The sequence below is a fragment of the Paraglaciecola mesophila KMM 241 genome (assembly GCF_000315015.1).
Classification (GTDB): Bacteria; Pseudomonadota; Gammaproteobacteria; order Enterobacterales; family Alteromonadaceae; genus Paraglaciecola; species Paraglaciecola mesophila.
Genome location: NZ_BAEP01000054.1, coordinates 52,624 through 75,697 on the forward strand (window position 1 = coordinate 52,624; position 23,074 = coordinate 75,697).

20 protein-coding genes and 1 tRNA gene are annotated in these 23,074 nt (G+C 43.8%); 10 read left to right on the forward strand and 11 right to left on the reverse strand.

The features are described from left to right. Positions 1-14 precede the first annotated feature (14 nt). From GMES_RS12545 to GMES_RS12565, 5 genes are all read right to left on the reverse strand, one after another. The gene (locus GMES_RS12545) at positions 15-701 is read right to left on the reverse strand and encodes a flagellar hook assembly protein FlgD (protein ID WP_006993076.1); all 687 of its coding nucleotides are present in this window, start codon (positions 699-701) and stop codon (positions 15-17) included. Positions 702-735: 34 nt separating this feature from the next. Then, a complete protein-coding gene (gene flgC / locus GMES_RS12550; protein ID WP_006993077.1) occupies positions 736-1,158 on the reverse strand; it encodes a flagellar basal body rod protein FlgC in 423 nt (140 codons plus the stop codon). Then, a complete protein-coding gene (gene flgB / locus GMES_RS12555) occupies positions 1,158-1,559 on the reverse strand; it encodes a flagellar basal body rod protein FlgB (protein ID WP_006993078.1) in 402 nt (133 codons plus the stop codon). Before flgB ends, flgC begins: the two co-directional genes overlap by 1 nt. Positions 1,560-1,651: 92 nt before the next feature. Beyond that, the gene (locus GMES_RS12560; protein WP_006993079.1) at positions 1,652-2,488 is read right to left on the reverse strand and encodes a CheR family methyltransferase; all 837 of its coding nucleotides are present in this window, start codon (positions 2,486-2,488) and stop codon (positions 1,652-1,654) included. Between the two features lie 16 nt (positions 2,489-2,504). Then, positions 2,505-3,425: a chemotaxis protein CheV gene (locus tag GMES_RS12565; protein WP_006993080.1), complete on the reverse strand. Its 921-nt coding sequence runs from the start codon at positions 3,423-3,425 to the stop codon at positions 2,505-2,507. Between the two features lie 153 nt (positions 3,426-3,578). Between GMES_RS12565 and flgA the strand changes: the two genes are divergently transcribed. The 3 genes from flgA to flgN all read left to right on the forward strand — a co-directional run bounded on the left by flgA (position 3,579) and on the right by flgN (position 5,216). Further along, positions 3,579-4,289 carry a flagellar basal body P-ring formation chaperone FlgA gene (gene flgA, locus GMES_RS12570; protein WP_006993081.1) on the forward strand — a complete coding sequence of 237 codons (711 nt, stop codon included), beginning with the start codon at positions 3,579-3,581 and terminating at the stop codon, positions 4,287-4,289. A 128-nt stretch (positions 4,290-4,417) separates the two neighbouring features. Further along, complete coding sequence (flgM, locus tag GMES_RS12575; protein WP_006993082.1) at positions 4,418-4,744, forward strand: flagellar biosynthesis anti-sigma factor FlgM; 327 nt, start codon at positions 4,418-4,420, stop codon at positions 4,742-4,744. Between the two features lie 43 nt (positions 4,745-4,787). Continuing rightward, positions 4,788-5,216 (forward strand): flagellar export chaperone FlgN, encoded by a 429-nt coding sequence (gene flgN, locus GMES_RS12580; protein ID WP_006993083.1) that lies wholly within the window; start codon positions 4,788-4,790, stop codon positions 5,214-5,216. A gap of 329 nt (positions 5,217-5,545) precedes the next feature. Here the strand turns inward: flgN and GMES_RS12585 are convergent, their stop codons facing one another. Then, entirely contained in the window at positions 5,546-6,007 is a 462-nt protein-coding gene (locus GMES_RS12585) for an LPP20 family lipoprotein (protein ID WP_006993084.1), read from the reverse strand. A gap of 284 nt (positions 6,008-6,291) precedes the next feature. On the opposite strand from GMES_RS12585, the gene GMES_RS12590 reads away from it, so the two are divergent. Both GMES_RS12590 and GMES_RS12595 read left to right on the forward strand, forming a co-directional pair. Then, positions 6,292-7,461 (forward strand): flagella assembly protein FlgT, encoded by a 1,170-nt coding sequence (locus tag GMES_RS12590; protein WP_006993085.1) that lies wholly within the window; start codon positions 6,292-6,294, stop codon positions 7,459-7,461. A gap of 49 nt (positions 7,462-7,510) precedes the next feature. Then, positions 7,511-7,585, forward strand: a tRNA-Arg gene (locus tag GMES_RS12595). Positions 7,586-7,833: 248 nt separating this feature from the next. On the opposite strand, the gene GMES_RS12600 is transcribed toward GMES_RS12595, so the two are convergent. Continuing rightward, a complete protein-coding gene (locus GMES_RS12600; RefSeq protein ID WP_006993086.1) occupies positions 7,834-8,790 on the reverse strand; it encodes a trypsin-like serine peptidase in 957 nt (318 codons plus the stop codon). Positions 8,791-9,406: 616 nt separating this feature from the next. On the opposite strand from GMES_RS12600, the gene GMES_RS12610 reads away from it, so the two are divergent. Further along, positions 9,407-11,623 carry a TonB-dependent receptor family protein gene (locus GMES_RS12610; RefSeq protein WP_006993088.1) on the forward strand — a complete coding sequence of 739 codons (2,217 nt, stop codon included), beginning with the start codon at positions 9,407-9,409 and terminating at the stop codon, positions 11,621-11,623. Between the two features lie 395 nt (positions 11,624-12,018). Beyond that, positions 12,019-12,795 carry a hypothetical protein gene (locus tag GMES_RS12615; RefSeq protein WP_006993089.1) on the forward strand — a complete coding sequence of 259 codons (777 nt, stop codon included), beginning with the start codon at positions 12,019-12,021 and terminating at the stop codon, positions 12,793-12,795. A gap of 118 nt (positions 12,796-12,913) precedes the next feature. On the opposite strand, the gene GMES_RS12620 is transcribed toward GMES_RS12615, so the two are convergent. After that, positions 12,914-14,815 carry a M1 family metallopeptidase gene (locus tag GMES_RS12620; RefSeq protein WP_006993090.1) on the reverse strand — a complete coding sequence of 634 codons (1,902 nt, stop codon included), beginning with the start codon at positions 14,813-14,815 and terminating at the stop codon, positions 12,914-12,916. A gap of 159 nt (positions 14,816-14,974) precedes the next feature. Between GMES_RS12620 and smrA the strand changes: the two genes are divergently transcribed. Further along, entirely contained in the window at positions 14,975-15,559 is a 585-nt protein-coding gene (gene smrA / locus GMES_RS12625; protein WP_006993091.1) for a DNA endonuclease SmrA, read from the forward strand. Between the two features lie 127 nt (positions 15,560-15,686). On the opposite strand, the gene GMES_RS22690 is transcribed toward smrA, so the two are convergent. Together GMES_RS22690 and purL are read right to left on the reverse strand one after the other, a co-directional pair. Continuing rightward, positions 15,687-15,848 carry a hypothetical protein gene (locus GMES_RS22690; protein ID WP_006993092.1) on the reverse strand — a complete coding sequence of 54 codons (162 nt, stop codon included), beginning with the start codon at positions 15,846-15,848 and terminating at the stop codon, positions 15,687-15,689. A gap of 344 nt (positions 15,849-16,192) precedes the next feature. Further along, positions 16,193-20,080 (reverse strand): phosphoribosylformylglycinamidine synthase, encoded by a 3,888-nt coding sequence (gene purL / locus GMES_RS12630; RefSeq protein ID WP_006993093.1) that lies wholly within the window; start codon positions 20,078-20,080, stop codon positions 16,193-16,195. Positions 20,081-20,405: 325 nt separating this feature from the next. Between purL and mltF the strand changes: the two genes are divergently transcribed. Then, the gene (mltF, locus tag GMES_RS12635; RefSeq protein WP_264368581.1) at positions 20,406-21,992 is read left to right on the forward strand and encodes a membrane-bound lytic murein transglycosylase MltF; all 1,587 of its coding nucleotides are present in this window, start codon (positions 20,406-20,408) and stop codon (positions 21,990-21,992) included. 400 nt (positions 21,993-22,392) lie between these two features. Beyond that, complete coding sequence (locus GMES_RS22695; RefSeq protein ID WP_006993095.1) at positions 22,393-22,551, forward strand: hypothetical protein; 159 nt, start codon at positions 22,393-22,395, stop codon at positions 22,549-22,551. On the opposite strand, the gene tadA is transcribed toward GMES_RS22695, so the two are convergent. Further along, positions 22,548-23,036 (reverse strand): tRNA adenosine(34) deaminase TadA, encoded by a 489-nt coding sequence (gene tadA / locus GMES_RS12640; protein WP_006993096.1) that lies wholly within the window; start codon positions 23,034-23,036, stop codon positions 22,548-22,550. The two genes, GMES_RS22695 and tadA, sit on opposite strands and share 4 nt — an antisense overlap. Positions 23,037-23,074 lie beyond the last annotated feature (38 nt).

The window sequence follows — 23,074 nt, forward strand, 5'->3', positions numbered from 1 at the left end:
GTTAAGTTCTCCTGTTAACCACCAAGTTGAATGACGTCGTCGAGCTTGACGCTGACATCACCATCTAGATTTAATATGACACCTTGACTACTGCCAGCTAGGCTGACGCTATCAACGTGTCGATTGACTGCTGTAACGAGTTGCTGTGGCTCACCTGACACATTGCCTTGTGCTTTGACCACATAATTGCCGGGAGGCATAAGATTGCCAGCGGCATCTTTTCCGTCCCAATTGAATTGAATATTGCCGACAGGCTGCGTGCCAATATCAAGAGTCTTCACGATACTGCCCGATTCGTTCTCAATCGTAATTTTGGTATTAAGTGTGGTGGAATCATTAATTACAACCCCGGATACACCCTGACCTTCGCTGGCCATATGTGCCACATCACCCTGCAGTAGTACCTGTTGACCTATCAGGCTAGACGCTTGTAGGGCTTGATTTGAAGTCATAGACGTGGCGAACGTTTCGAATTTCTCGTTGAGCTGGCTGATACCGTCAGCCATAGTGAAGCTTGTCATCTGCGCCACCATCTGATCATTATCAACCGGCTTACTAGGATCTTGGTTAGCCAATTGTTCAGTCAGCAAGGAGAAAAAATCTTCTTGTGACAAATTTTGATTGCTTTCATCAGCGACAGGAACCGTTTCGGGTTGCCAATAAAGGTCACTGTTTAAGCCGTTCTTAATTAATGTATCCACGTCAATTCCTCGAAATTATCCAGTCCGCGAACGATTAGCTGCCTTGGCCTAAGCGCAGCACATTCCTAAACAAGCGTTTAGTGGTGTCCGCTACTTGAACATTTGTTTCATAAGCTTTAGACGCTGACATCATGTCTGCCATTTCTTCCACTATGTTCACATTTGGCTTATAAATGTAGCCATTTTCATCAGCCATCGGGTGACCGGGGCTGTATTCAATTTGAAGAGGAGCATCGCTCTCTACGATCCCCATAACTTGCACGCCTGTACCCGCATTCTGTTCTTGAGATGCGCGTTGCAGTTCGGCGGCAAAAACCGGGTGACGCGCCTTATAGGTTTGGTCATAGCTGCTACTAACGGAATTTGCATTTGCCACATTACTTGCCGTCGTGTTTAAGCGAACGCTTTGAGCACTCATGCCTGTACTGGCAATATCCATTACGTTAAATAAACTCATTAGTTTTGACCTCCACCGATGGCTTTTTTCATGCCTTTAATTTTACCGTTGAGAAACTCAACACTCGCTTGATAACGTAAACCATTATCTAAAAACGCATTCCGTTCGACTTGTACATCAACGTTGTTACCATCACCGGTATCAGGTTGATTATTGATGCGGAACTGCATCTCCCCTGATCCTTGCATATGGCCTTTAATATGATTTTCGTGAGTGCGGGTAAGGTTTTGATTACGACCATTTTGGGCGCTGCGCATAGCGTCTTGAAAGTTAATGTCTCGCGCCTTGTAACCTGGTGTATTGGCATTGGCCAAGTTGCCAGCCAGCACTTCCATACGTTCAGTACGTACTTGAACTGCCTTGTGGGTGAATCCCATTAACTTATCTAAACTGATTGCCATTCGCTTTACTCCTCATTCGTCAGGAGTAAAGCAATAGCTATGCCATAAAAGAATTGACAGTAAGAGGATAGATAGCTAACAAATTGAAATTGTTAACTTTTTTTAACGTAATACAAACCGCTACCACTACGGTTCATAACAAAATCAGTGGAAATACCCGACATTGACTCCGATGCGCCAACAAAAAGAACACCTTGTGGTTGCAGGCAAGCGGCAATTTTTTGCAGTATCGACGCTTTGGCATTTGCCGAGAAGTAAATCAGCACATTGCGGCAAAATACAATGTCGTATCGTGTGACGCTTGAGAAGGGAGTCTGTAAATTGATGGGCCTAAACGTGACCAAACTGCGAACACTTTGCTTTAAAACGCTACTGTTACCACTTACACATGCGTCAAAAAACCGGCCACGACGTTCATCTGACAATCCCCTAGAGAGTGATAAATTATCGTATTGTGCTGCTTTTGCTAGCGTTAACATATCACTTGAAATATCGGTTGCAACGATATCTATACCCGCCGAAAACGCGTTTGGATACCTAGCTTGATATTCACGCACAGCCATAGCGATTGAATAAGCTTCTTGTCCAGACGAGCAAGCGGCACTCCAAATTTTAATCGGTTTACCTGTCTTTGATAATGACGGAAATAGGGTGTTTTGCAGCGTTTCAAAGGGGTAGCCATCGCGGAACCACAGTGTTTCATTTGTGGTCATGGCATTAATCACTGCATTTATTAATGCCACATCGTGATTGGCGATGGTACGCTTGATCAGTTCCGATAGGGATTTTTGCTTAAATTTTGCAACTAATGGTAACAACCGACTGTTTACCAAATATTGCTTATTGTCCCCCAACACGATGCCACATCGATTCTCCAAATAGCGGCAAAATAAACTGTATTCGTGTGCATCAAGTGTATTACTGGTCAATCGCTTTCCTTGACTGTTATTTATTATCAAACCATTTTTGCACTGAGGTCACCAGTTCGTCAGGATGAAACTTAGCGATAAAATCATCAGCTCCAACCTTTTGCACCATCGCTTGGTTAAACACTCCGCTTAGAGATGTGTGCAATACAACATGTAAATCTTGTAAAGCTGGATCGTTTTTGATCTCAGCAGTTAGGGTATAGCCGTCCATTTCCGGCATTTCAATATCAGAGACTAATATACCCACCTTATCTGTTATGTTGCCCGTTTCCTTAGCCAGCTCTTTTAAACGATTCAAAGCTTCTAAACCGTTTTTAGCCATTTCAATTTCTAACCCTAGTGTGGACAGGGCTTTTTTGACCTGATTTCTCGCTACAGAAGAATCATCAGCAATAAAAATAATCTTCTCACGTTTGTTTTCAACCGAAATACTCGATACTTCATCGCTCACGTCAGTACTGATAGGTGAAATTTCATTTAGAATTTTCTCAACGTCCAAGATCTCAATTAACTCTTCTTCGAACTCTGTCACCGCAGTCAAGTAACTCGCTCGGCCACTACCTTTGGGCGGCGGCATGATCGCCTCCCAATTGGTATTGATGATGCGCTCTACTGCACCGACCAAAAAACCCTGCACAGAGCTGTTATATTCAGCAATAACGACAAAAGCAGAATTTAAGTCAATGATTGGCTTGCCACCAGTGGCCATACTCATATCAATGACCGATATTGTTTGCCCTCGAATGTGCGCAATGCCGCGCACGTAAGAGTTCAATTTTGGAATAGAGGTCAATTTGGGGCATTGCAGTACTTCTCGTACTTTAAACACATTAATACCAAATTTCTGACGCCCATTTAATCTGAATAGCAATAACTCTAAGCGATTTTGTCCAACCAATTGGGTTCGCTGGTTAACTGAATTCATTATTTCAGACATGTAAAACTCCATAAAAAATAAAAATCGGCGTAATAGTTGCTTTCAACCTTATATCGCGGCAAGTACTTCGCTTATTATGCAAAACCGTCTATTTTTTGACGCTATGCACAATCTGTATTTGCCTAAGCATAGACAAATTGGTCTCAAGTGAAAATGAATTATAACGTTATTTATAAGGTGTTTGCCGCCATTACCCTACTGCCGTTCATTAATACTGCAGGCTTTGCGAGTACAAATACCCATCAAGCACGTTCAGCACAACTGATTGAAGGGGCTGAACAGTATGTATCATCCCAAATCAGTTCATCGGCTAATACAAGGCTTAACATTAGCACTGCCGACATCGATCAAAGAGTAAACTTGCCATTGTGCCCCACTCCGATTGTGTACAGTGCCAGTTTGGAATCGCTCCAACAGAGCAATGTAGCGGTGAAAGCGCTTTGCAGTTCAACAAATTGGTACATGTATTTAATGGTCAATGTGAAACAAATGCAGCCGGTGGTGGTTATTTCTAACGCTGTCAGCCCTGGCACAATATTGAATCAAAGTAATATTGAGCTGATCAACATGAACCGTGCACTTCTTAGACGCACTACTTTTTCAAATGTGGATGATGTGATGGGTGCACGCATCAAACGCCGCGTTAGACCCGGGCAACCTATTACACCTAATAATTTATGTTTCGTGTGTAAGGGTGATACAATTATTATCAACGCTTCAAATTCCATGATGCAAGTTAAAGCAACGGGCGTAGCTATGCAAGATGGCAATATTGGTGACACCATAAGCGTGACTAATAGCCGCTCGAAAAAGCAAATAAATGCGCGCGTTGCGAGTACCAGTGAAGTCGTTGTAGGCATATAAACCAAAGCAGCGATGTAGCGAATATTATGAACGCAAATAATGCAAAAATTGTGTAAGTCATCCTAAAGATATGCCCTGGGCTGCCGATACAATATTTGAGGAAAGTTTAATAAGGTCAGGTAGTCACTATGTCTATTAACAACATTAACAACAATGGTCAAAAGCAAGTTATTGATAACCAAAAAGTTAATCAACAACAAACGCAAAACCAACAAGCGAATGAAGCTGCTACAAAGAGCACGTCTTCGCAACCTGTGCGTCAAGATTCTGTTTCGTTGACACAATCTGCACAGCAATTAGCCCAAGTGCAGAAGAAAAGCGCCGAAGCGCCAGTTAATCAGGAAAAAGTTGATCGTTTAAAGAAAGCGATTCAAAGTGGTGAATACAGTGTAAATCCTGATAGTTTAGCGAAAAACATTGCATTACAGGAATCAGAAATATTTGGCAGAAACTAGTATCGGCAGCATAATGATTGCCTACTAAAAAAAGGCAAAAAGAATGTCAGAATTAATAAAAGAAATAACGAAACAGTTCGACCATCTAGAAAATCTCATTCAAGTGCTTGACTCTGAGCTGCATCTCATTAGCACCAGAGACGCCGAAGCCCTCATCAATCTACTCAAGAAAAAAGAAGACTTGCTCACTCATATTCAACAGCAAGACGACGCTATCAGTCGATCTTTTGACGCTACCTCAGAAGAAGAACGAACTGGCCAAGAAATTACAACCATGTTTGAGCGCGCAAAACAGCTAGTATCGGAATGTGAATATCGCACAAAAATAAACCAAACAGCAGTTGAGCAAGGTCAACTCAGACTAGAGCATTTACGCACATTGCTGCTCGAATCTCGCGCCAAAGAATCAATGACCTATGATAAGAGTGGTAAAGCCCGGGGTGGCAAAAGTGGTAGAGGGATTAGAGCTTAAGTTGTAACTGATTCAGTTGAGCGCTTTATTAATTCAATTAGCGATTCGTTTTGTAGAAATACTCAAGACAAAATTTATTAACAGTTTTTCTGACGCCTTTATTTATAGGTTCTTTTTATCGACTATTTCAATGACTGTTTTCACACGTACTTTTCAACTACACAGTTTTGCCATTCATGTAAAAACGAAGAGTCAGACTCTGATATAGCTAGTTCATAATCAAATAATTCACTTTAAAAAAGTTCACATCAAACATTCATCCACGGCAACCTATTGCCGCCTAGCTAACTTAAGTAGCCCGTCGCACCTTAGTGCTAACCTTACGACTTCTAATAGTAATGTACATCCTTTACTCGTTTAGGCCGCGCAGTTGAGAGGTAAATGTCATACACACGTTTAAAGTCTAACTCTAGTTCTGTTGCATACAGATCGTCACCTACCGGATAGCTTTTAATAACGCGAGCACCGCGAATAACGCCTTGAACTGAGCTCGACAAACGCTCATCTGATAACAAAAAATTTGATAACGTTTGGCTGCCGTCAACTTTTTGGCCATATACTTGCTCAGTGAGCTCGCGATACGCATCAAGTTTCGAGGCCTTAATCGCCATTAATATCTTTGTGGAGTCTGAATTGCCACGTTGTCCTTTAATTGGCGCATAACCAATGGCTGATAGCACTGGGTAATCTTGCGGCTCTACCACTTCCCATTCAACTTGTTTATCAAAGACTGATGAGCAGCCAACAAGCACTAGGCTCAAACCCAATAAAGTCATACTTAATATTTTCATAATCATTCCAGTGATAACGGACCTGCACCTTTAATTAAGTGCTTTTATGACCATTCATAGTTGTAACTTGATAACTAGTAACAATAGCAAGCAAGAACCGCACCTATATTTGAAAATGTAACACCAATAGGAGGTAGCCGGTAATACTCTTCCAATGAATTAGTTTAGGTACGAAAAATGCTTCATTCGAACATATTGGGAAAATTGACAGTTTTTTATTCTATTTCGTCATTTTTCAAAGAGTAAAAGCACAACCTTAGTCATCATCACAAGCGAGCAACACTATGCCAAAGCCAGGCGACATGCTAACCACCTTATTAACCTGGGTTTTCTTGGTACTCATTTCGATGCCAATACCAACCAATGCGGCGTGGTTCGAAGCGACGGGTCAAGCAGTTATCAATAACGGCAATAAGGCCTTAGCTAAAAAGCAAGCCACTCATGAGGCCGTCAAACAGGCATTGATGTTCGCGGGCGCGTCCATTACCAGTGTGCAGGCAATGTCGAATGGCTTACTGGAAAATGACCGGTTCGAAATACGCAGTGGCGGTGAAGTCAATGACTTAACTTTGATCAGTGAAACTTACCATGATGATTATGTGACCGTCGTCATTCGCGCAGACATCTTTGCCCAAAGAACACAGTGTGATGCGGCACAGTATAAAAAGCGTTTAGTCAGTACTTGGTTCCCTATTCGAGACCGACAGCAAGGTATCACTGGTGGATTAACAGGATTTGGCCAAACAGTCAGTGAGCGCTTTGAACAACAGTTTAACCAGACCAGTCGTTTCGCGCGCATGACTCAGCGCCAACCTTACTATTTATCACCGCAAAGCCCTGACATAGAAAGCGACATCATCACGCTGGCTCGCCAAACTGATAATCAATATGTGCTGATTGGTGAAATCACCGAGTTCTCTGTAGAACGCTCGTCACGTAATGCATTGCTATTTTGGCAAGATGCCCCGTTGTCTAGGAATTTTCGTTTAGAACTCTCCTTATACGACGGCAACAACGCTAATTTGCTCAAGCAAGAACGCTTAGCTACTAACACGCCGTGGGAATTTGAACTACACCAACAAGTCAGCCCATCCAGTCAGCTGTTATGGCAGTCGCAGTTTGGCCAAGCTGTGACCGCAATAATCACCGAACAAGCATCATTAATAGATGAAGCCTTAGACTGTCTACCTACTTACGCTCGAGTTTTACAGGTCAATAGCGAGCAACTCACCGTCAACATTGGCAAACAAGACGGTGTACAGATTGGTGACGAGTTAACCCTTTTCAAACACACCCAATTTGTGGATGCCATCGGTAACCTGCATCAACAATTACGGCTTCATCCAAATCAAGTGAAAGTGATGCAAGTGTACAATGAAACCGCTGTGCTAATGTCGACCTCAAGCGTCCCATTGGCTAACATTCAACCAAACGATTTTGTGGCACGTCAGTAGCGCTTTCATTATGAGTAGTGCTGGGCAATAATAGCAGCGCTTGAACGGCGTCCCCGTAGTTTAATGGATAAAACGAGCCCCTCCTAAGGGCTAGATCTTGGTTCGATTCCAGGTGGGGATACCAAATTAGTTTTAGATTGAATCACTTCTTGTCGCCAAGGTTTATTACAATAACTCCCCCCTAGTTACCAAGCCGTTTATTTTATACCTAGATTATATTTACTTAGAGACCCTATTTTTACTGGATATATGCCCATGGGCATGTTTTGAGAAACTGAACTAGTTTTGTGTGAATCGAAAATAGATGGATAAAGAGCGAACAGAATACCTAGTTCAAATATGCTCAGGGGCTTGTGTCCCTGAGCATGACGTTTATGCGTCTTGTTCTCTAGCGTGACGCACGAGATTTGTCATCCAAGAACCTCCTGAGCACCAGTTTTCATCAGATGCTTCCGCTGATGCCACGGCAACGACATATGGCCCATCGTTCCAAAATGCAAACATAGGCCCACCCGAGTTACCGGGTGTTAAATCCGCGTGGGTACTCATCGATCTACCTGGGCCGAGATCATACCAAGGCTCATCAAGTTTCTTATCCCTTTGGTAAGTTGGTCGCATGGTGCCGCCTATGCTTCCAGGATAACCAATGTTGAACCAGTAGGGTTCGCCATCCCATGAGCTGTTGTACGTCCGAGTCCCCATCCAACCAAATAAATCACCGATTCTGTCATTCGTTACTAGCACGGCATAATCTTCATCAACCTCAAACCAACTAACGGTACGACCGGTAATTTTGGTGTAAAACCAAACTCTTGATATAGATGTGCTAGCCCTAAGAGAGCCGGCAGACCTATGTACTTCAACCGTGCCTGCACCATTTGAACTCCAATCAACTACGTGACTTGCAGTTAACACATGCCGAGGACCAACAATAACTCCAGACCCACTCCCAGATGACGTAACGACTTTACAAATGGTTCCCCACGGATAACTCGTGTCATTGTATATCCTGCGGTCCTCTGCGTTAAAAACAGTCAATGGCTTTAAGTCTTTACCGTTGAGAGTTACTCGCGCGGGCTTAGCTAGCTTTGCTTTACAAGGTTTTGGGCTGGTGCCGAACCACTTAGGTATCATTGGAATGGTGGGTTTACTGTCAACATCTTGGATACTTTTATGCTCAACGCTCTTCAGTTTGTAGCTCTTTAACTCAGGCAAGAGCATCGATTGCAGCTCCTTGGGAATTTTACCTTTCGAACTTCTAGCAAAAAATTTAGCAACTTGATCGTAGGCCAAGGGGGATTCAACATCTTTTTCATTTCCATTAGTCATTAGAATTTCCTTTTAAAATTAAATAATGTTTATCAGTAATCTCTACTAAATGATCACCACTATGAGCATAGTCGCTGCTCAATATCGACGCGAGTCAAATGGAATTTTTTTACCTTAAATGGGAAGGCAGTGGATTGAGAATTACGCTCTTAATAAGCTAAATTTTTCTCGATATTGGAAATTCGCCCCTAGGCACGCCGAGTCAAAATCTTGCAACATATCTAAAGACATCATAAATGGAAGCGACGCTGACTTTCTCATTTTGAAAGAAACAACACCCATTGACGTAAAGCTTAGATAAGTGTTTTTTACCGCAAGTATTATCGCGTCTGCCGAAGGGGCAAGAAATTAGAGTATGTTTCGTAATGATTTCATTACTCACAAAATCATCACGAAACAGGGTAAATCCACTTCATTACCCCACATAAGCAATACATTTCTACACCAGTGAAATTATCACGACATATTTCACTAACCGCTCATACTTAATACTGTTCACCCCGCCTATAAGTTATTGATAATAGTTTGCATTACCCTTTCTCTTTACATATTATCTCGACGTTTTTAGCATGCTTGACACACAATCAACACAAAAGTAACGGATACCTAAACTAAAATGAAAAGAACGCTACTCGCTACCGCTATCGCAACCACAATGTTTACCGCAGTTGCACAAGAAACGCCTAACAGTAGAGCCATTGAAACCGTCACTATTTACGGCAATCAACTTAAAGCACAGGAAGCAACAGGCGCGGCACAGTACATTGGTGAGCAAGACTTGGAGAAGTTCGCCTATACAGATATTCAACGCATTATTAGGCAAGCGCCGGGTGTGTCTTTACAAGTAGAAGACGGTTACGGCTTACGCCCAAACATCAGTATCCGCGGTGTAGCGACTGAGCGAAGTGGTCGTATTACGTTGTTAGAAGACAACGTTTTGATTGCTCCAGCCCCCTACTCTGCCCCTTCTGCGTACTACTTTCCCACAGCTGGGAGAATGAGCGCTTTTGAAGTGGTTAAAGGCCCTGCGGCGATTACCCAAGGGCCTTATACTATAGGCGGGGCAATCAATATGATTTCAACACCTATCCCAAGCACCCAAAGTGGACAAGTCACATTGGAAGCAGGTCAAGATGCAACCTATCGCGCCCACGCCACGATAGGCGGTCAGAATAACAATGGCTTCGGTTATTTACTTGAAGCGCACCAATGGCAATCCGATGGTTTTCAAGACATTGACCGCAGCAGCAATGACACAGGTTTAGATGTGACCGATGTCACCATGAAACTTGCCTACGCGCCAAGTGATTCACGTCATAGCGTAGAGCTTAAACTGCAATACACAGATCAAGATTCAGAGCAAAGCTACTTAGGTTTGACGGATGCTGACTTTGCTAACAACGCACAGCGTCGCTATGGTTTATCAGCTCTAGACAACATCAGCACAGAACATACACAAGTGATGTTAAATTATGCGTTTGAAATTAATAAAGACTTACACTTCACGACTGTTGCTTATAACAATACCCACGAACGTGATTGGTTTAAAACCGAAGGGATTGACTTAGATGGTAGCGAAAACGCCCAGGACTTCTCACGTACCAGTTGGTCCGATGTAGTCAACGCTATCAATAGCAATGAAGCAATTGGTGATACCAGTGTCGCGATGCTTCAAGGCATTTTAGATGGCAGCGTAAATACTGAAGTCGGCAGCATTCAATTGCGCTCTAACAGTCGAGAGTATTATTCACGTGGTATTCAATTTGGTTTGAACTGGAACAAGCAACTCGGTGAAGCCAAGCATCATATTGAGATGGGTGTGCGCCTACACGAGGATGAAGAGGACCGCCTACAGCGTAACAGTACCTACCAGCAAGTAGACGGCCAATTGTTATTAAGTGATTTAGGGGAGCTTGGCAACGCGGGCAATCGCGTACAGGATGCAGATGCATTAGCTCTGCACGTTTACGATCGCATAGAGCTCGGTGATTGGGTATTCACCCCAGGTTTACGCTTTGAAGATATCAGCCAAAGCCGCACTCGCTACACAAATGGCGCTGAGCGAGTATTTCGTGACGACAGAGAAAACGACACCACGGTATTATTACCAGGTTTAGGCGTGTTGTATAAAGTGGATAGCAACCTAAACTTGATTGCTGGTGCTCATAAAGGGTTCACTGCACCAAGTAACTCCCCTGGCGCGAAAGAAGAAGAAGCGGTTAACTATGAACTTGGCTTTCGCTACAACAATAACGCTTTGAACGCAGAGTTAGTCTACTTTTTAAGCGATTACGACAACATCGTAGGAGTGTGTACTGCATCTTCTGGCAGTAATTGTGAAATAGGTGACGCGTTTAATGGGGATGCTGCCACAGTGCAAGGCATTGAATTCTTACTCAAAACCGAGTTAGGCCAAATTAACGGCGTGCGCATTCCATTCAATCTAACCTACAGCTACATCGACAGTGAATTTGATACGGACATTTCAGGCACTGACTTTTTTGGAGACGTTAGTGCTGGCGACAGTATTCCTTATATTCCAGAAAACCAAGGCCAAATAACCATAGGGTTAGAAGGCGATAAATGGACAACCTACTTGAACGCCGTGTATGTAGACGGTGTTTGTACCCGTGCTTCCTGCGGCGGTTTCGAGGTGACAGATAGTTCATTCATTCTTGACCTATCTGGCTCGTATAACGTAAGTAACGACTTACGTGTTTTTGCTCGTATCGAAAACCTAACCGACCAAGAAGATATTGTTAGCCGTCAGCCTTATGGTGCTCGCCCCAACAAATCGCGTACAGCCTCTGTAGGCGTCACTTACAGCTTTTAATCTGAATTTGTAGTAACGTAGTTAATCAACATAAGTTAAATCGCACATCGCCTTACATTTGGAGTCAACCAAATCTAAGGCGATGTTTTATTCTCACTGCTAGAGTTTTCTGACGTCAACGGTCTCTCACACACTTCAAATACCTCACTTACTTTCTTTTTGAGCGTGCAAATTAATCTAATCCTAATTCCATTCAATAATGGCTGAGTGGTTAATTATTTATTGGAATTGGTATAACTGCATCGTCCCTTGTCTCAAGAATAGGATGCTAACCATGTCATTGAGCCTAAATTTTCGTTAAATCAAGGTCATAATCGATACTGACTTGGTAATTTATCTTGAATCAACGTTATAATCGAGCCAGTTGTAATTCGCTAGAGGATGTATACGAGTTTATGTCGAACGATAATAGTAAAGATGAAATGCCCTCCATGGTTTTGGATAAAGACGATGTGGAATCTTATCGTCGTAATCGTGGCCCTGCGCCATCGAAAAAGGAAAAATCATCCCCCACTGCTACACCCAGTAAAGCGCCAAAAGCGAAAGGCTCTGGCCCTTCTTGGTTAGCGTTAACCTTTATTATTATTATTTTAGGTGCGGGCATTGGTTATACGGCCTACACCATTGAGCAACAAAAGCTAGTGATCATTGAAGCGCAAAAGCGCATTGGCGATTTAGAAAACCGGCTTTCCGCCACCGGTGAAGAGATGGACCAATCAGCAGTCGCTTTGCAAGTAAAAGTGGGTGAGCTGAGTAAAAAAACGCAAGATTTGTGGGAACAAATGGATAAGCTTTGGGCTTCTGCTTGGCGCAGAAACCAGTCTGAAATCAAAGATCTCGAAGCTAGTATGAAATCTCAGAAATCAGTCCTTGAACAGAGCATCAGTGCCGTAAAAGGTGAAACAGACGTGAACGCTACAACGGTAGGCCTATTGCAAGAACAGTTAGACAGCACTAACAATACGGCTAATCGCTTAGCAGAGCTATTAAACAAAGTAGAGCAAACCGGCATAGATACCGATCAGCAAGTGACGAGTTTGCGTGAAAAATTAATGTCCACTGCATTAGCCAGTAATGGTTTAACTGGTCGTATAGCTGAGCTAGAAAAATGGCGAAAAAATGCTGAGCAGCAATTGAAGGCCAGTAATCAACCTGCTGCAACAACCCCGTAGTACTTAGCAATCGCTATAAAATAGCGCCTAAAATGTATTCATGTTTACAGACATTAAAAAAGGAGACCTAGGTCTCCTTTTTTAATTGGATTGTTATCTTATCTACTCAACGAAATAACTAGTCTACAAACCCTTCATTGGCTTTCACCGTTAACGGATGATAACCAGGTTTAGCTTCTGCGAAGGCTTTTTGCGCCAATACTTTACCTTTAGGCGTTTGCGACAATGCCTTGTAAATCGGCTTCACCAGCTTGTTACGACCAATACTCACTAAATAACTGTGCACCCGAGGTAGCGCGGGTTCATACCAGTTTTCCACGGCCATTAACAACCAGCTATGGGCAATCTCATTGTTCTTACTTTGGGTTAAATCAAATACCGCATCCAATTCAGCTAACTGATCTTGGCTAAGCGTTTCGGGCATGTTATTCAAGAAATACAACCACTGATGAACAACCCAATCTTTTGCGTCAATATCTTTGGCTTGTAACTCGCCATTGAGCCACTGATTGCGGGCGTCATCGACAATTTTAAACGCATTTGAATGCGGCACAGGTGCGCCTTGCGGGATCCCCGGTTGGAATATCCATTGATGAATACGCTCTGATGACAATTTATCAGCATAGTCGTTTAACAAAGTATCGTTCAAATAAGCCATGAACTGATCAGTGGTGATACTTTGAAACGCGAAATGCTCGAAATAATTTAGTAAAAATTGATCAAAATTATCTCGTCCGACTTTTTGCTCTAACTCCCTTAAAAACAGCGCTCCTTTTTCATAAGGAATATTACTAAACACCGCATCAGGATCTCGACCTCGAAGATCGATAGCAAGTATTTCATCATCTGCAGGTAAGCTATCGATATCGGCTTGTAAGTCTTGGCGACCTAATACTGCTTCCATGTTATATCTATTATCGCCATACACCATTTGCATGATGCGGTAAGTTAAATACGTGGTGAATCCTTCGTTTAACCATAGGTCACGCCAGGTCGCATTTGTTACGGTATTGCCAGACCACGAATGTGCTAATTCATGTGCAATCAATGACACTAGGCTTTTATCACCTGCAATCACCGTTGGCGTAATAAACGACAAGCGGGGATTTTCCATACCACCAAACGGGAAGGATGGCGGCAATATTAATAAGTCGTAACGATCCCATCGATAAGGCCCGTACGTCTTTTCGGTCACTTCAAGCATAGATTCCGTGTCGGCAAATTCGTCGGCTGCTGCATCAAGTAAGGCTGGCTCCGCATATACACCGGTGCGCTTACCCATAGGCTTAAATTTCAAATCCCCCACTGCTAACGCTATCAAATAGGCTGGGATTGGCTGGGGCATATTGAACTCGTAGACACCGTCACGAACCGTGTCAGGGTCGTTCGAAGCGCTCATCACAGCTAGCAGTTCTTTTGGTGTATGCACAGTGGCGTCGTAGGTAACACGCACCTGAGGTGAGTCTTGTAATGGCATAAAGCTACGCGCATGAATCGCTTGAGACTGGGTAAACAAGAACGGATGCTGCTTACCTGCTGTTTGCGCTGGTGTTAACCATTGTACACCTGATGCTTGCGGCGACGTTTGATATGAAACAGTGACTTTATCGGCACCTTCAGGCACGGTGATAGACAAAGGAGCGCCTAAAAAAGAATCTTCTTTACCCAAAGAATAAGGAATCGGCATGCCGTTTGCCGTTACCCCTTTAATAGTCAAATCACGTGTATCAAGTACTAACGTGTTATTGCCTTCCTGCATACGTTTTACCGTTAACTGCACATCCCCTGAGATAACTTTTTTGTCAAAGTTAACATCCAAATCTAATGCTAGGTGCGTCACACTGATTTGCTCTGGGTTTGAAAATGAATGGTAGTCTTTACCTGACTCAATATTCACTGCGACGTTAGTCAGAGTATCTGAAGAGGCTGTATGATTGGTTTGGTTAGAGCTGCCTTGTCCGGCACATCCGCTTAATGCAAAAATGGCAGATATGGTTGTCGCTAAAATGGCTGACTTCATTGTTGTTCCTGATGGTGAGTCCACGATAAATTGTTGCATATACCGAAGCCAAACAGAACCGTTAACCCACAGCTGACCCGTCAGTATTTTGTAAATTGAAATTTCTTTGTTTACCCTTATATAGATAAGGGCCAAACGCATAACCGAATGGAGAGCAGTATGTCATTTGACGAAGAATGCTTAGAAGATGATTTTTTATCGGCGATGAGTGACGTCACACCATTAGGTCCAGATGACAGAGTCAGCACAACCCAAGCTGAGAAAACCCTTGCCCAACAATTAAGGCGTAAGGCATTAGAGCAACAACTGAATCGTGCGAACAATTTTTTATCCTCTGAAATTACCCAGTTAGTGGCGCCAGATGACATGCTCGGCTTTAAGCAAGACGGTGTGCAAGAGGGAGTGTATAAAAATTTACGTTTGGGTAAATACCCAATTGATGATGTGTTGAATCTGCACACTGGCAGTTTCGAAAAGTCTCGACAATTGTTGTTTGATGCCATCATGGTAAATCAAGCTAAAGGCGTGCGGTGTATGCTCATTAAGCATGGGCGTGGTGAACAAAGCAAACCCATAGTAGCTTACTTAAAGAGTGCCGTTAATCATTGGCTGCTGCAATTACCCCAAGTTATTGCCTTTCACAGCGCACAAATTCACCACGGGGGAAGCGCGTCTGTGTATGCATTACTGAAGAAAAGCGAACAGCAAAAAGACCTTAACAGAGAATTACATCGTAAAAAATAGCCGCTGTTAAAACATATTCAAGCGTAAGATGTATGCATGAAAGAGGTACGTTATCTGGCTGATCAATAACGTTCAACACAGTTGATCAAGCACAACAAAGTGGCAAAGCTGAAAACGCTCAGTCCCTTTATTTCTCCGCAAGTACTGCTGGGGCGCTTACATAATGCGGTATTGCATTCGTCGACACGGGTTGTGATTTTGCTGAAGCGCTAAATATAGCGGCAACAATGAGAAATACGACAGTTGCTAACACGCCTGCCAAACCAAAACCTTTAGATGAACGATTCATATCAGTCTCTTATTATTTTATGGGGTACTTGCATCCTGCCCTAAAGTCTTAACATCCTTTTCACAAGCAGAATTGCAAAGTTCTGTCAAGAAACGAACGAATAATAATCAGCTTTTGCTCAGGTTACAAGTTTTTATTAAGTAAAATCAGTAAATTGAAAGAATAAAAAAAATTTCTCTCTCGGGAACTTTTTGTTTATTTTTTAAACATTGATTGTTTTTTGCGACAGAGAAACTAAACAAAAGTCGTAAACCTCTAATACTAAAAAAGAAATTCAAAAAAGCCCCAAATTCGGGGCTTTCTTTATAGGGTGTAATATTTACCTAAGGACTTCTTCGCCTGACTTACCCCAAATAAACACGGGCGTTTCTAAACATTCGCATCCACGGGCTATCTTCTTGCCAATCGTCCGGGTGCCAAGAGTTGGCCACCGTTCTAAACACACGTTCAGGGTGCGGCATCATGATGGTTGCGCGGCCATCCTTTGAAGTTAAACCTGAAAGTCCTGCAGGAGAGCCATTCGGGTTTGCCGGATATTGCTCAGTAATCTTGCCGTAGTTATCAATGTATCGCAGGGCAACAGTATTGCTATTTAGCGCAGCTTCCAAGCCCGAAGGTTGAGCAAATTCAGCACGCCCTTCACCATGGGATATCGCAATTGGCATTTTTGAACCTTGCATGCCTTTGAAGAATATCGACGGGGAGTCTTGCACTTCAAGCATAGCAACACGGGCTTCAAAACGCTCAGATTGATTGGTCACGAAATGCGGCCAAAGTTCAGCCCCAGGTATTAGCGACTTAAGATTCGATAACATCTGACAGCCATTACACACACCAAGGCTAAAAGTTTCGTTACGCTCGAAGAACGCTGAGAATTCATCACGCGCCATGGCGTTGAACAAAATAGACTTCGCCCAACCTTCCCCAGCACCTAATACATCACCATAAGAAAAACCACCACAGGCCACTAAGCCTTGGAATTCACTAAGTGACACCCGACCGGCGAGTATGTCACTCATGTGCACATCCACTGAAGCAAAGCCTGCGCGGTCAAATGCAGCAGCCATTTCAACATGTGAGTTCACGCCCTGTTCGCGCAATATCGCCATTTTAGGGGCGGTACCTTTTGCGATATACGGCGCCGCAACATCTTCATTCACATCGAAAGAAAGTACAGCGTGCAAACCTGGGTTATTCAGGTCGTTTTTGCTCGCCAGTTCTTGCTCTGCGCATTCTGGGTTGTCACGCAAACGCTGCATATGATGCGTAGTTTGCGCCCATGCATTACGATACACCCCGCGACTATTTTGCAGCACAGGCTTACCTTCGCGAGAAAAACGAATTTGATCATCATCTGATAACGTTCCAATGACATGGCTCACGTCCGATAAGCCATTGGCAGCTAATACTGCTTCTACCTGGTTTAGTTTATCTGCATTGAACTGAATAACCGCGCCTAACTCTTCATTAAACAAGGCGCTAGCATTGTCACCGGCTAATGCATCTAGCTTAACATCCAAGCCAGTATTACCGGCGAACGCCATTTCCACTAGAGTAGTAAACAAGCCGCCGTCAGAACGGTCATGATAAGCATGCAATGCTTTTTCGTTCACCAACTGTTGCATCGCTAAAAAGAAGCCTTTGAGCAACTCTGGAGAATCTACATCTGGCGTTTTATCGCCCAACTGTTGATATACCTGCGCTAAACAGGATGCCCCCATGCGATTTTGACCTGCGCCCAAATCGATTAACATCAGGCGCGTATCGCCTTTTGTTGTCAATTCTGGGGTCAAGGTTTTACGCACATCCTTCACCGCACCAAAAGCGGTGATCACCAATGACATGGGCGAAGTAACAGCCTTATCGCCTTGTGCATCTTGCCACTGGGTCTTCATAGACATAGAGTCTTTGCCCACTGGAATAGTCAATCCTAGGGCTGGGCATAACTCTTCACCAACCGCTTTGACCGCTTCGTAAAGGCCCGCATCTTCCCCTGGGTGACCAGCTGCAGCCATCCAGTTAGCTGATAATTTAATACGTTTTAAGTCGCCGATATCGGCAGCGGCAATGTTAGTCAAGGCTTCGCCTACAGCTAATCGCGCAGATGCACCATAGTTTAATAACGCAGCTGGTGTGCGCTCGCCTAAAGACATCGCCTCACCCTGATATGAATCAAAAGCCGCAGCAGTGACGGCTACATCGGCCACAGGGATTTGCCAGGGGCCTACCATTTGGTCACGATTTACCAAGCCCGTTACCGAGCGATCGCCTATGGTGATCAAAAAGGTTTTCTCAGCAACCGCGGGCAAATGTAACAGACGCAGTGCGGCTTCATCTAAATCGATATTGCTAACATCAAAAGCACTGCCAGTCAGTGCTTTTGATTGTACATCACGATGCATTTTAGGCGCTTTACCGAGTAAGACATCAAGGGGCATATCAATCGGTTTATTATTGAAATGGCTATCATCCAAGGTCAAATGGCGGGCTTGTGTCGCTTCACCGACCACAGCAAACGGCGCACGTTCACGGGCACAAATATCGGTAAAGGTGGCTAAATTTTCTGGGGCCACAGACATCACATAACGTTCTTGCGACTCGTTACACCAGACCTCTAATGGGGTCATCCCGGGTTCGTCGTTCGGTACATTACGTAATGAGAAATTAGCGCCTCGGCCACCGTCGTTAACCAGTTCTGGGAAAGCATTGGATAAACCACCAGCGCCCACATCGTGGATAAACTGGATTGGATTGTTTTCGCCTAGTTGCCAACATTTGTCGATCACTTCCTGACAACGTCGCTCCATTTCAGGGTTGTCACGTTGTACCGAAGCAAAGTCTAAATCTTCGTTAGATTCGCCAGATGCCATTGACGATGCCGCGCCGCCGCCTAAACCAATGTTCATGGCCGGGCCGCCCAGGGCGATAAGCTTGGCCCCAATGGTTATTTCACCTTTTTGAGTATGTTGCTTACGAATATTACCTAACCCACCCGCCAACATGATGGGTTTGTGATAACCGCGCACTTCTTCGCCATTAAAGCTGGTCACTTGTTGCTCGTAGGTACGGAAATAGCCAAGAATATTCGGGCGACCAAACTCGTTGTTAAAGGCTGCGCCGCCCAGTGGGCCATTTAGCATAATATCGAAGGCCGTTACGATGCGCTCAGGCTTACCATAATCGTTCTCCCAAGGTTGCTCAAACCCTGGAATACGTAAGTTAGATACAGAAAACCCGACTAAACCTGCTTTAGGTTTAGAGCCGCGACCTGTAGCACCTTCATCTCGAATTTCACCACCCGAGCCTGTGGCCGCACCACTGAAAGGGGCAATAGCGGTTGGGTGGTTGTGGGTTTCAACTTTCATCAGAATATCGATGTCTTCATGGTGATAGCGATACTGATTACTGTCTGCTTGAGGGAAGAAACGCCCTGCGAAACTACCTTCCATTACAGCGGCATTGTCTGCGTACGCCGAATGCACATAGTCTGGGCACTTTTCGTAGGTATTCTTAATCATTTTAAACAATGATTTAGGCTGCGCTTGCCCATCGATTGTCCAATCAGCGTTAAAAATTTTATGGCGACAATGCTCTGAGTTTGCTTGAGCAAACATGTAAAGTTCGATGTCGTTAGGGTTACGTCCCAACTTTTCGAAACTGCTAACCAAATAATCTACCTCATCTTCGGCCAAGGCTAAGCCCAGTCGCACATTGGCACTGACTAACTCTTCACGGCCGCCGCCTAACACATCGATAGTCGTTAACGGCTTCGGTGCTTCGTGCTTAAACAAGATACTCGCGTCTTGTAAATCGCCGACCACGCTTTGGGTCATGCGATCATGCAGTACATTCTTTAACTGAATAAGTTGAGTGTCATTTAGTGGGTCAGCATCCACGTAAAATGCGCAGCCTCGCTCTAAACGCTCAACCTGAGTAAGACCACAATTGTGCGCGATATCGGTGGCTTTTGATGACCAAGGGGAAATCGTTCCTGCTCGCGGTATTACCAATAACAGCAGCCCTTTATGCTTTTTCTCTTGAATTTTGGGGCCGTAAGTCAGCAGTTTATCCAATACCTGCTGGTCGTTCGCTTCTAGCGGCGCACTGACTTGAGCAAAATGCACAAATTCAGCAAACAAAGCGTGAACAGGTAAGTTGAGGGCCTCAATTGACTGCATGAGTTTTTTAGTACGAAATTCAGAAAGGGCTGGAGCGCCGCGAAGGACAAGCATAAAGGTAATCACCAAGTTGCAGGGCTCACCCACTTTCGTGATGGCAAACCGATTTTCGGGAAAATTTTAAGCGCAGGATTATATACTGATTTTTGAGTAATTGATAAGCGATTAACCCCTTGAATAAAGACTTTTATTAAATGATAAATATCTGGATGAATTGATCACTTTTGGTCACAATATCAATCGATGTTTTTTTAAGGGGTGTGGTATTTCTTTTCGTTGTTCTTTTCACCATTTTTTTTATCAACCTTTTCGTTACGGTTTCCTGCTTGCTGTTTCACTGATACTCAGCGCGTGCGATGAACCTAAAAAGCAAGATAGCTTGCAACACGTGCTCGACACGGGCGTATTACGTGTGGGTACGATTTACGGCTTAACGACCTATTACAATGGCCCTAATGGGCCAGAAGGGTTTGAATATGAGTTAGCAGCCGGTTTTGCAGAGTACCTCGGGGTAAAACTAGAAATATTTCCTTATTACACAGTCAATGAGCTTTTCCCTCAACTCGATAATGGCCATTTAGATGTGATTGCGGCAGGCATTAACGTCAGCCCAGAACGTTACGCTCAATATCGCTTTGGCCCTGCTTATCAAAATGTCAGCCAGAAATTAGTTTTCAAGCAAGGGGATGTGCGCCCACGAGAGTTAGACGATCTAACCGGTGATTTCATGGTTGTTGCTGGTAGTGGCCACAGTGAAACCTTACGCAATTTTAAAGGGCAGCACCCAGAATTAAGCTGGCAAGAAACCAACGATAAAGATTCAGAAGAACTGCTTGAAGCAGTGTTGGCGGACGAGCTGGACTACACAGTGGTCGATTCAAACATTTTGGCTTTGATGCGCCGCCGTTATCCTGAACTGAGTATTGGTTTTTCTTTGAGTCAATCACAAGGCATTGCTTGGGCCACCAGTCAAAAAAGCGATGACGCGTTGCGTGCCGCTCTGATTGAATATTTTGGGAAGATTCATCAAAACGGTACCCTCGCCGCATTAGAGGACAAGCATTTCGGCCATGTTCGCCAGTTTAACTACGTAGATACCCGGGATTTCATTCGCTCTGCCGCTAAAAAGCTTCCCCGATATCAACCCTTATTTGAGCGTTATGCCGATGATTTAGACTGGCGTTTGTTAGCCGCTTTGAGCTACCAAGAGAGCCACTGGAACCCCAAAGCAAAATCAGTCACAGGTGTTAGAGGCTTGATGATGCTCACCTTGAATACAGCGAAAGACTTGGGAGTGACGTCACGCCTCGATCCGGAACAAAGTATTCGCGGTGGCTCTGAATATCTATCAACCTTACTTACCCGCATTCCAGACCGAATTCCACACCCTGATAGATTATGGTTTGCGCTGGCGGCCTATAACATAGGCTTGGGGCACTTAGAAGATGCTCGCGTATTAACCGAGCGCCAAGGAGGCAACCCAGATATGTGGGTTGATGTGAAAAAACGCCTCCCCCAATTAAGACAAAAGCGCTATTACAAGACCACGCGATACGGATATGCTAGAGGAAACGAAGCCGTTATTTATGTGGATAATATTCGTCGCTACTATGACACCCTCGTTTGGCTTAATGAACAGCAACCGGAGCTTCTGCCTACTGAACCTGATGAGACTGAGCTTGATGAGACAGAGCTAGACGGCGATACAGTCGATGAAACAGCAATAGAAGTCCTGAAAGATGATGATAACTTAACGCCGGTAGAAGAGTCGAACGAGCAGACCGAGGGTGGACAGACTGAAGCAGAAACGATAGAAACAACTGACGAAGCAAAAAATGAAAACGCTGATACAGAAGGCGCTGAGAACGTTGAAGACTCTGATAACGCTGATGACGCTGACGGCTCTAATATTGCTGAAGGCTTTATTAACGCTGAAGGCTCGGACAACACAGAAAATAACCTATAATGTTTAGCTTCTCGCTAGCCTCGTTAAGTACTTGGAACGCTTTTATCGACTAAATCTGAGCTTTACCCTTCTTAAGTACACTTTATTTTACAACATTACATCCACTATTTTTAGCTGTCATTTTTCATTCACAATCAACTGTTAGATTATGTTTTAGTGAACATAAATACTCTTTCGGGTGTCTATTATTAGTCAGAAAAGATCTGATTGGGTACTTTGGCAGTAGAACTACAGCGTAAAAAGTTCATTTACTGAAACATGAACATTCAACGTTGCGACCTTACAAACAAAGAATGTTAAGCATCATTAGTGACAGAAATATTGCATATTGAAATACGAGCACACTAGCAATATTGGTATGAAGAAAAAAATATAAGAGAAAAGACGAAAGGAAAAAAGAATGAAAAAAAGAGCCACCATCAATAATCGTAGTCGTGTTGCAAATACCAGCCGACGTCGTCAATTATTAAAGCGTGTACACAGCAAAGTCATCAGCCGCCGTCAGCAGTATCAAATGACAGAATTGACTGAAGAATGGGCAACTGCGATAGCTAACTAAGCCTTTTTTTGCTTGTTGGCTTTAATTTGCGCACGGCGCTGACGAAAAAAAGCCGATATCGTTTCACCGCACTCCTCACCTAAAACACCACCTTGTACCTCTACTTGATGGTTTAAACGCGTATCGTTAAGCACATCCATGATACTACCGGCGGCGCCCGTCTTCGCATCATAAGCACCAAACACTACACGCTTAATGCGACTGTGAACTAATAAACCCGCACACATAGTGCATGGCTCTAACGTCACGTATAAGGTGGTATCTATTAATCTATAGTTTTTTACATTGATGCCAGCTTGTCTTATCGCCAGCATCTCAGCGTGAGCTGATGGGTCGTTGAGCGTGATAGACTGATTCCAACCTTCCCCAACGATTTGCTGATCTTTAACCAACACTGCCCCTACGGGGATCTCCCCTGCCTGTGCTGCTTTACTTGCAAGGCTTAACGCGTGACGCATCCAAAGTTGATCTTGTTCTAAACTCATCTTACTCTTAAATTTATTGTATGCAGGGACATGAAGTT

Excerpts from the sequence above, each read along its gene's own strand:
- GMES_RS22695 (WP_006993095.1), top strand. The coding sequence starts at position 22,393 with ATGAAAAAAAGAGCCACCATCAATAATCGTAGTCGTGTTGCAAATACC.
- GMES_RS12600 (WP_006993086.1), bottom strand. The coding sequence starts at position 8,790 with ATGACTAATGGAAATGAAAAAGATGTTGAATCCCCCTTGGCCTACGAT.
- GMES_RS12620 (WP_006993090.1), bottom strand. The coding sequence starts at position 14,815 with ATGAAGTCAGCCATTTTAGCGACAACCATATCTGCCATTTTTGCATTA.
- GMES_RS12615 (WP_006993089.1), top strand. The coding sequence starts at position 12,019 with ATGTCGAACGATAATAGTAAAGATGAAATGCCCTCCATGGTTTTGGAT.
- flgB (WP_006993078.1), bottom strand. The coding sequence starts at position 1,559 with ATGGCAATCAGTTTAGATAAGTTAATGGGATTCACCCACAAGGCAGTT.
- GMES_RS12565 (WP_006993080.1), bottom strand. The coding sequence starts at position 3,425 with ATGTCTGAAATAATGAATTCAGTTAACCAGCGAACCCAATTGGTTGGA.
- flgC (WP_006993077.1), bottom strand. The coding sequence starts at position 1,158 with ATGAGTTTATTTAACGTAATGGATATTGCCAGTACAGGCATGAGTGCT.
- GMES_RS12585 (WP_006993084.1), bottom strand. The coding sequence starts at position 6,007 with ATGAAAATATTAAGTATGACTTTATTGGGTTTGAGCCTAGTGCTTGTT.
- smrA (WP_006993091.1), top strand. The coding sequence starts at position 14,975 with ATGTCATTTGACGAAGAATGCTTAGAAGATGATTTTTTATCGGCGATG.
- flgM (WP_006993082.1), top strand. The coding sequence starts at position 4,418 with ATGTCTATTAACAACATTAACAACAATGGTCAAAAGCAAGTTATTGAT.
- GMES_RS12610 (WP_006993088.1), top strand. The coding sequence starts at position 9,407 with ATGAAAAGAACGCTACTCGCTACCGCTATCGCAACCACAATGTTTACC.
- GMES_RS12590 (WP_006993085.1), top strand. The coding sequence starts at position 6,292 with ATGCCAAAGCCAGGCGACATGCTAACCACCTTATTAACCTGGGTTTTC.
- tadA (WP_006993096.1), bottom strand. The coding sequence starts at position 23,036 with ATGAGTTTAGAACAAGATCAACTTTGGATGCGTCACGCGTTAAGCCTT.
- flgN (WP_006993083.1), top strand. The coding sequence starts at position 4,788 with ATGTCAGAATTAATAAAAGAAATAACGAAACAGTTCGACCATCTAGAA.
- GMES_RS22690 (WP_006993092.1), bottom strand. The coding sequence starts at position 15,848 with ATGAATCGTTCATCTAAAGGTTTTGGTTTGGCAGGCGTGTTAGCAACT.
- flgA (WP_006993081.1), top strand. The coding sequence starts at position 3,579 with ATGAATTATAACGTTATTTATAAGGTGTTTGCCGCCATTACCCTACTG.
- purL (WP_006993093.1), bottom strand. The coding sequence starts at position 20,080 with ATGCTTGTCCTTCGCGGCGCTCCAGCCCTTTCTGAATTTCGTACTAAA.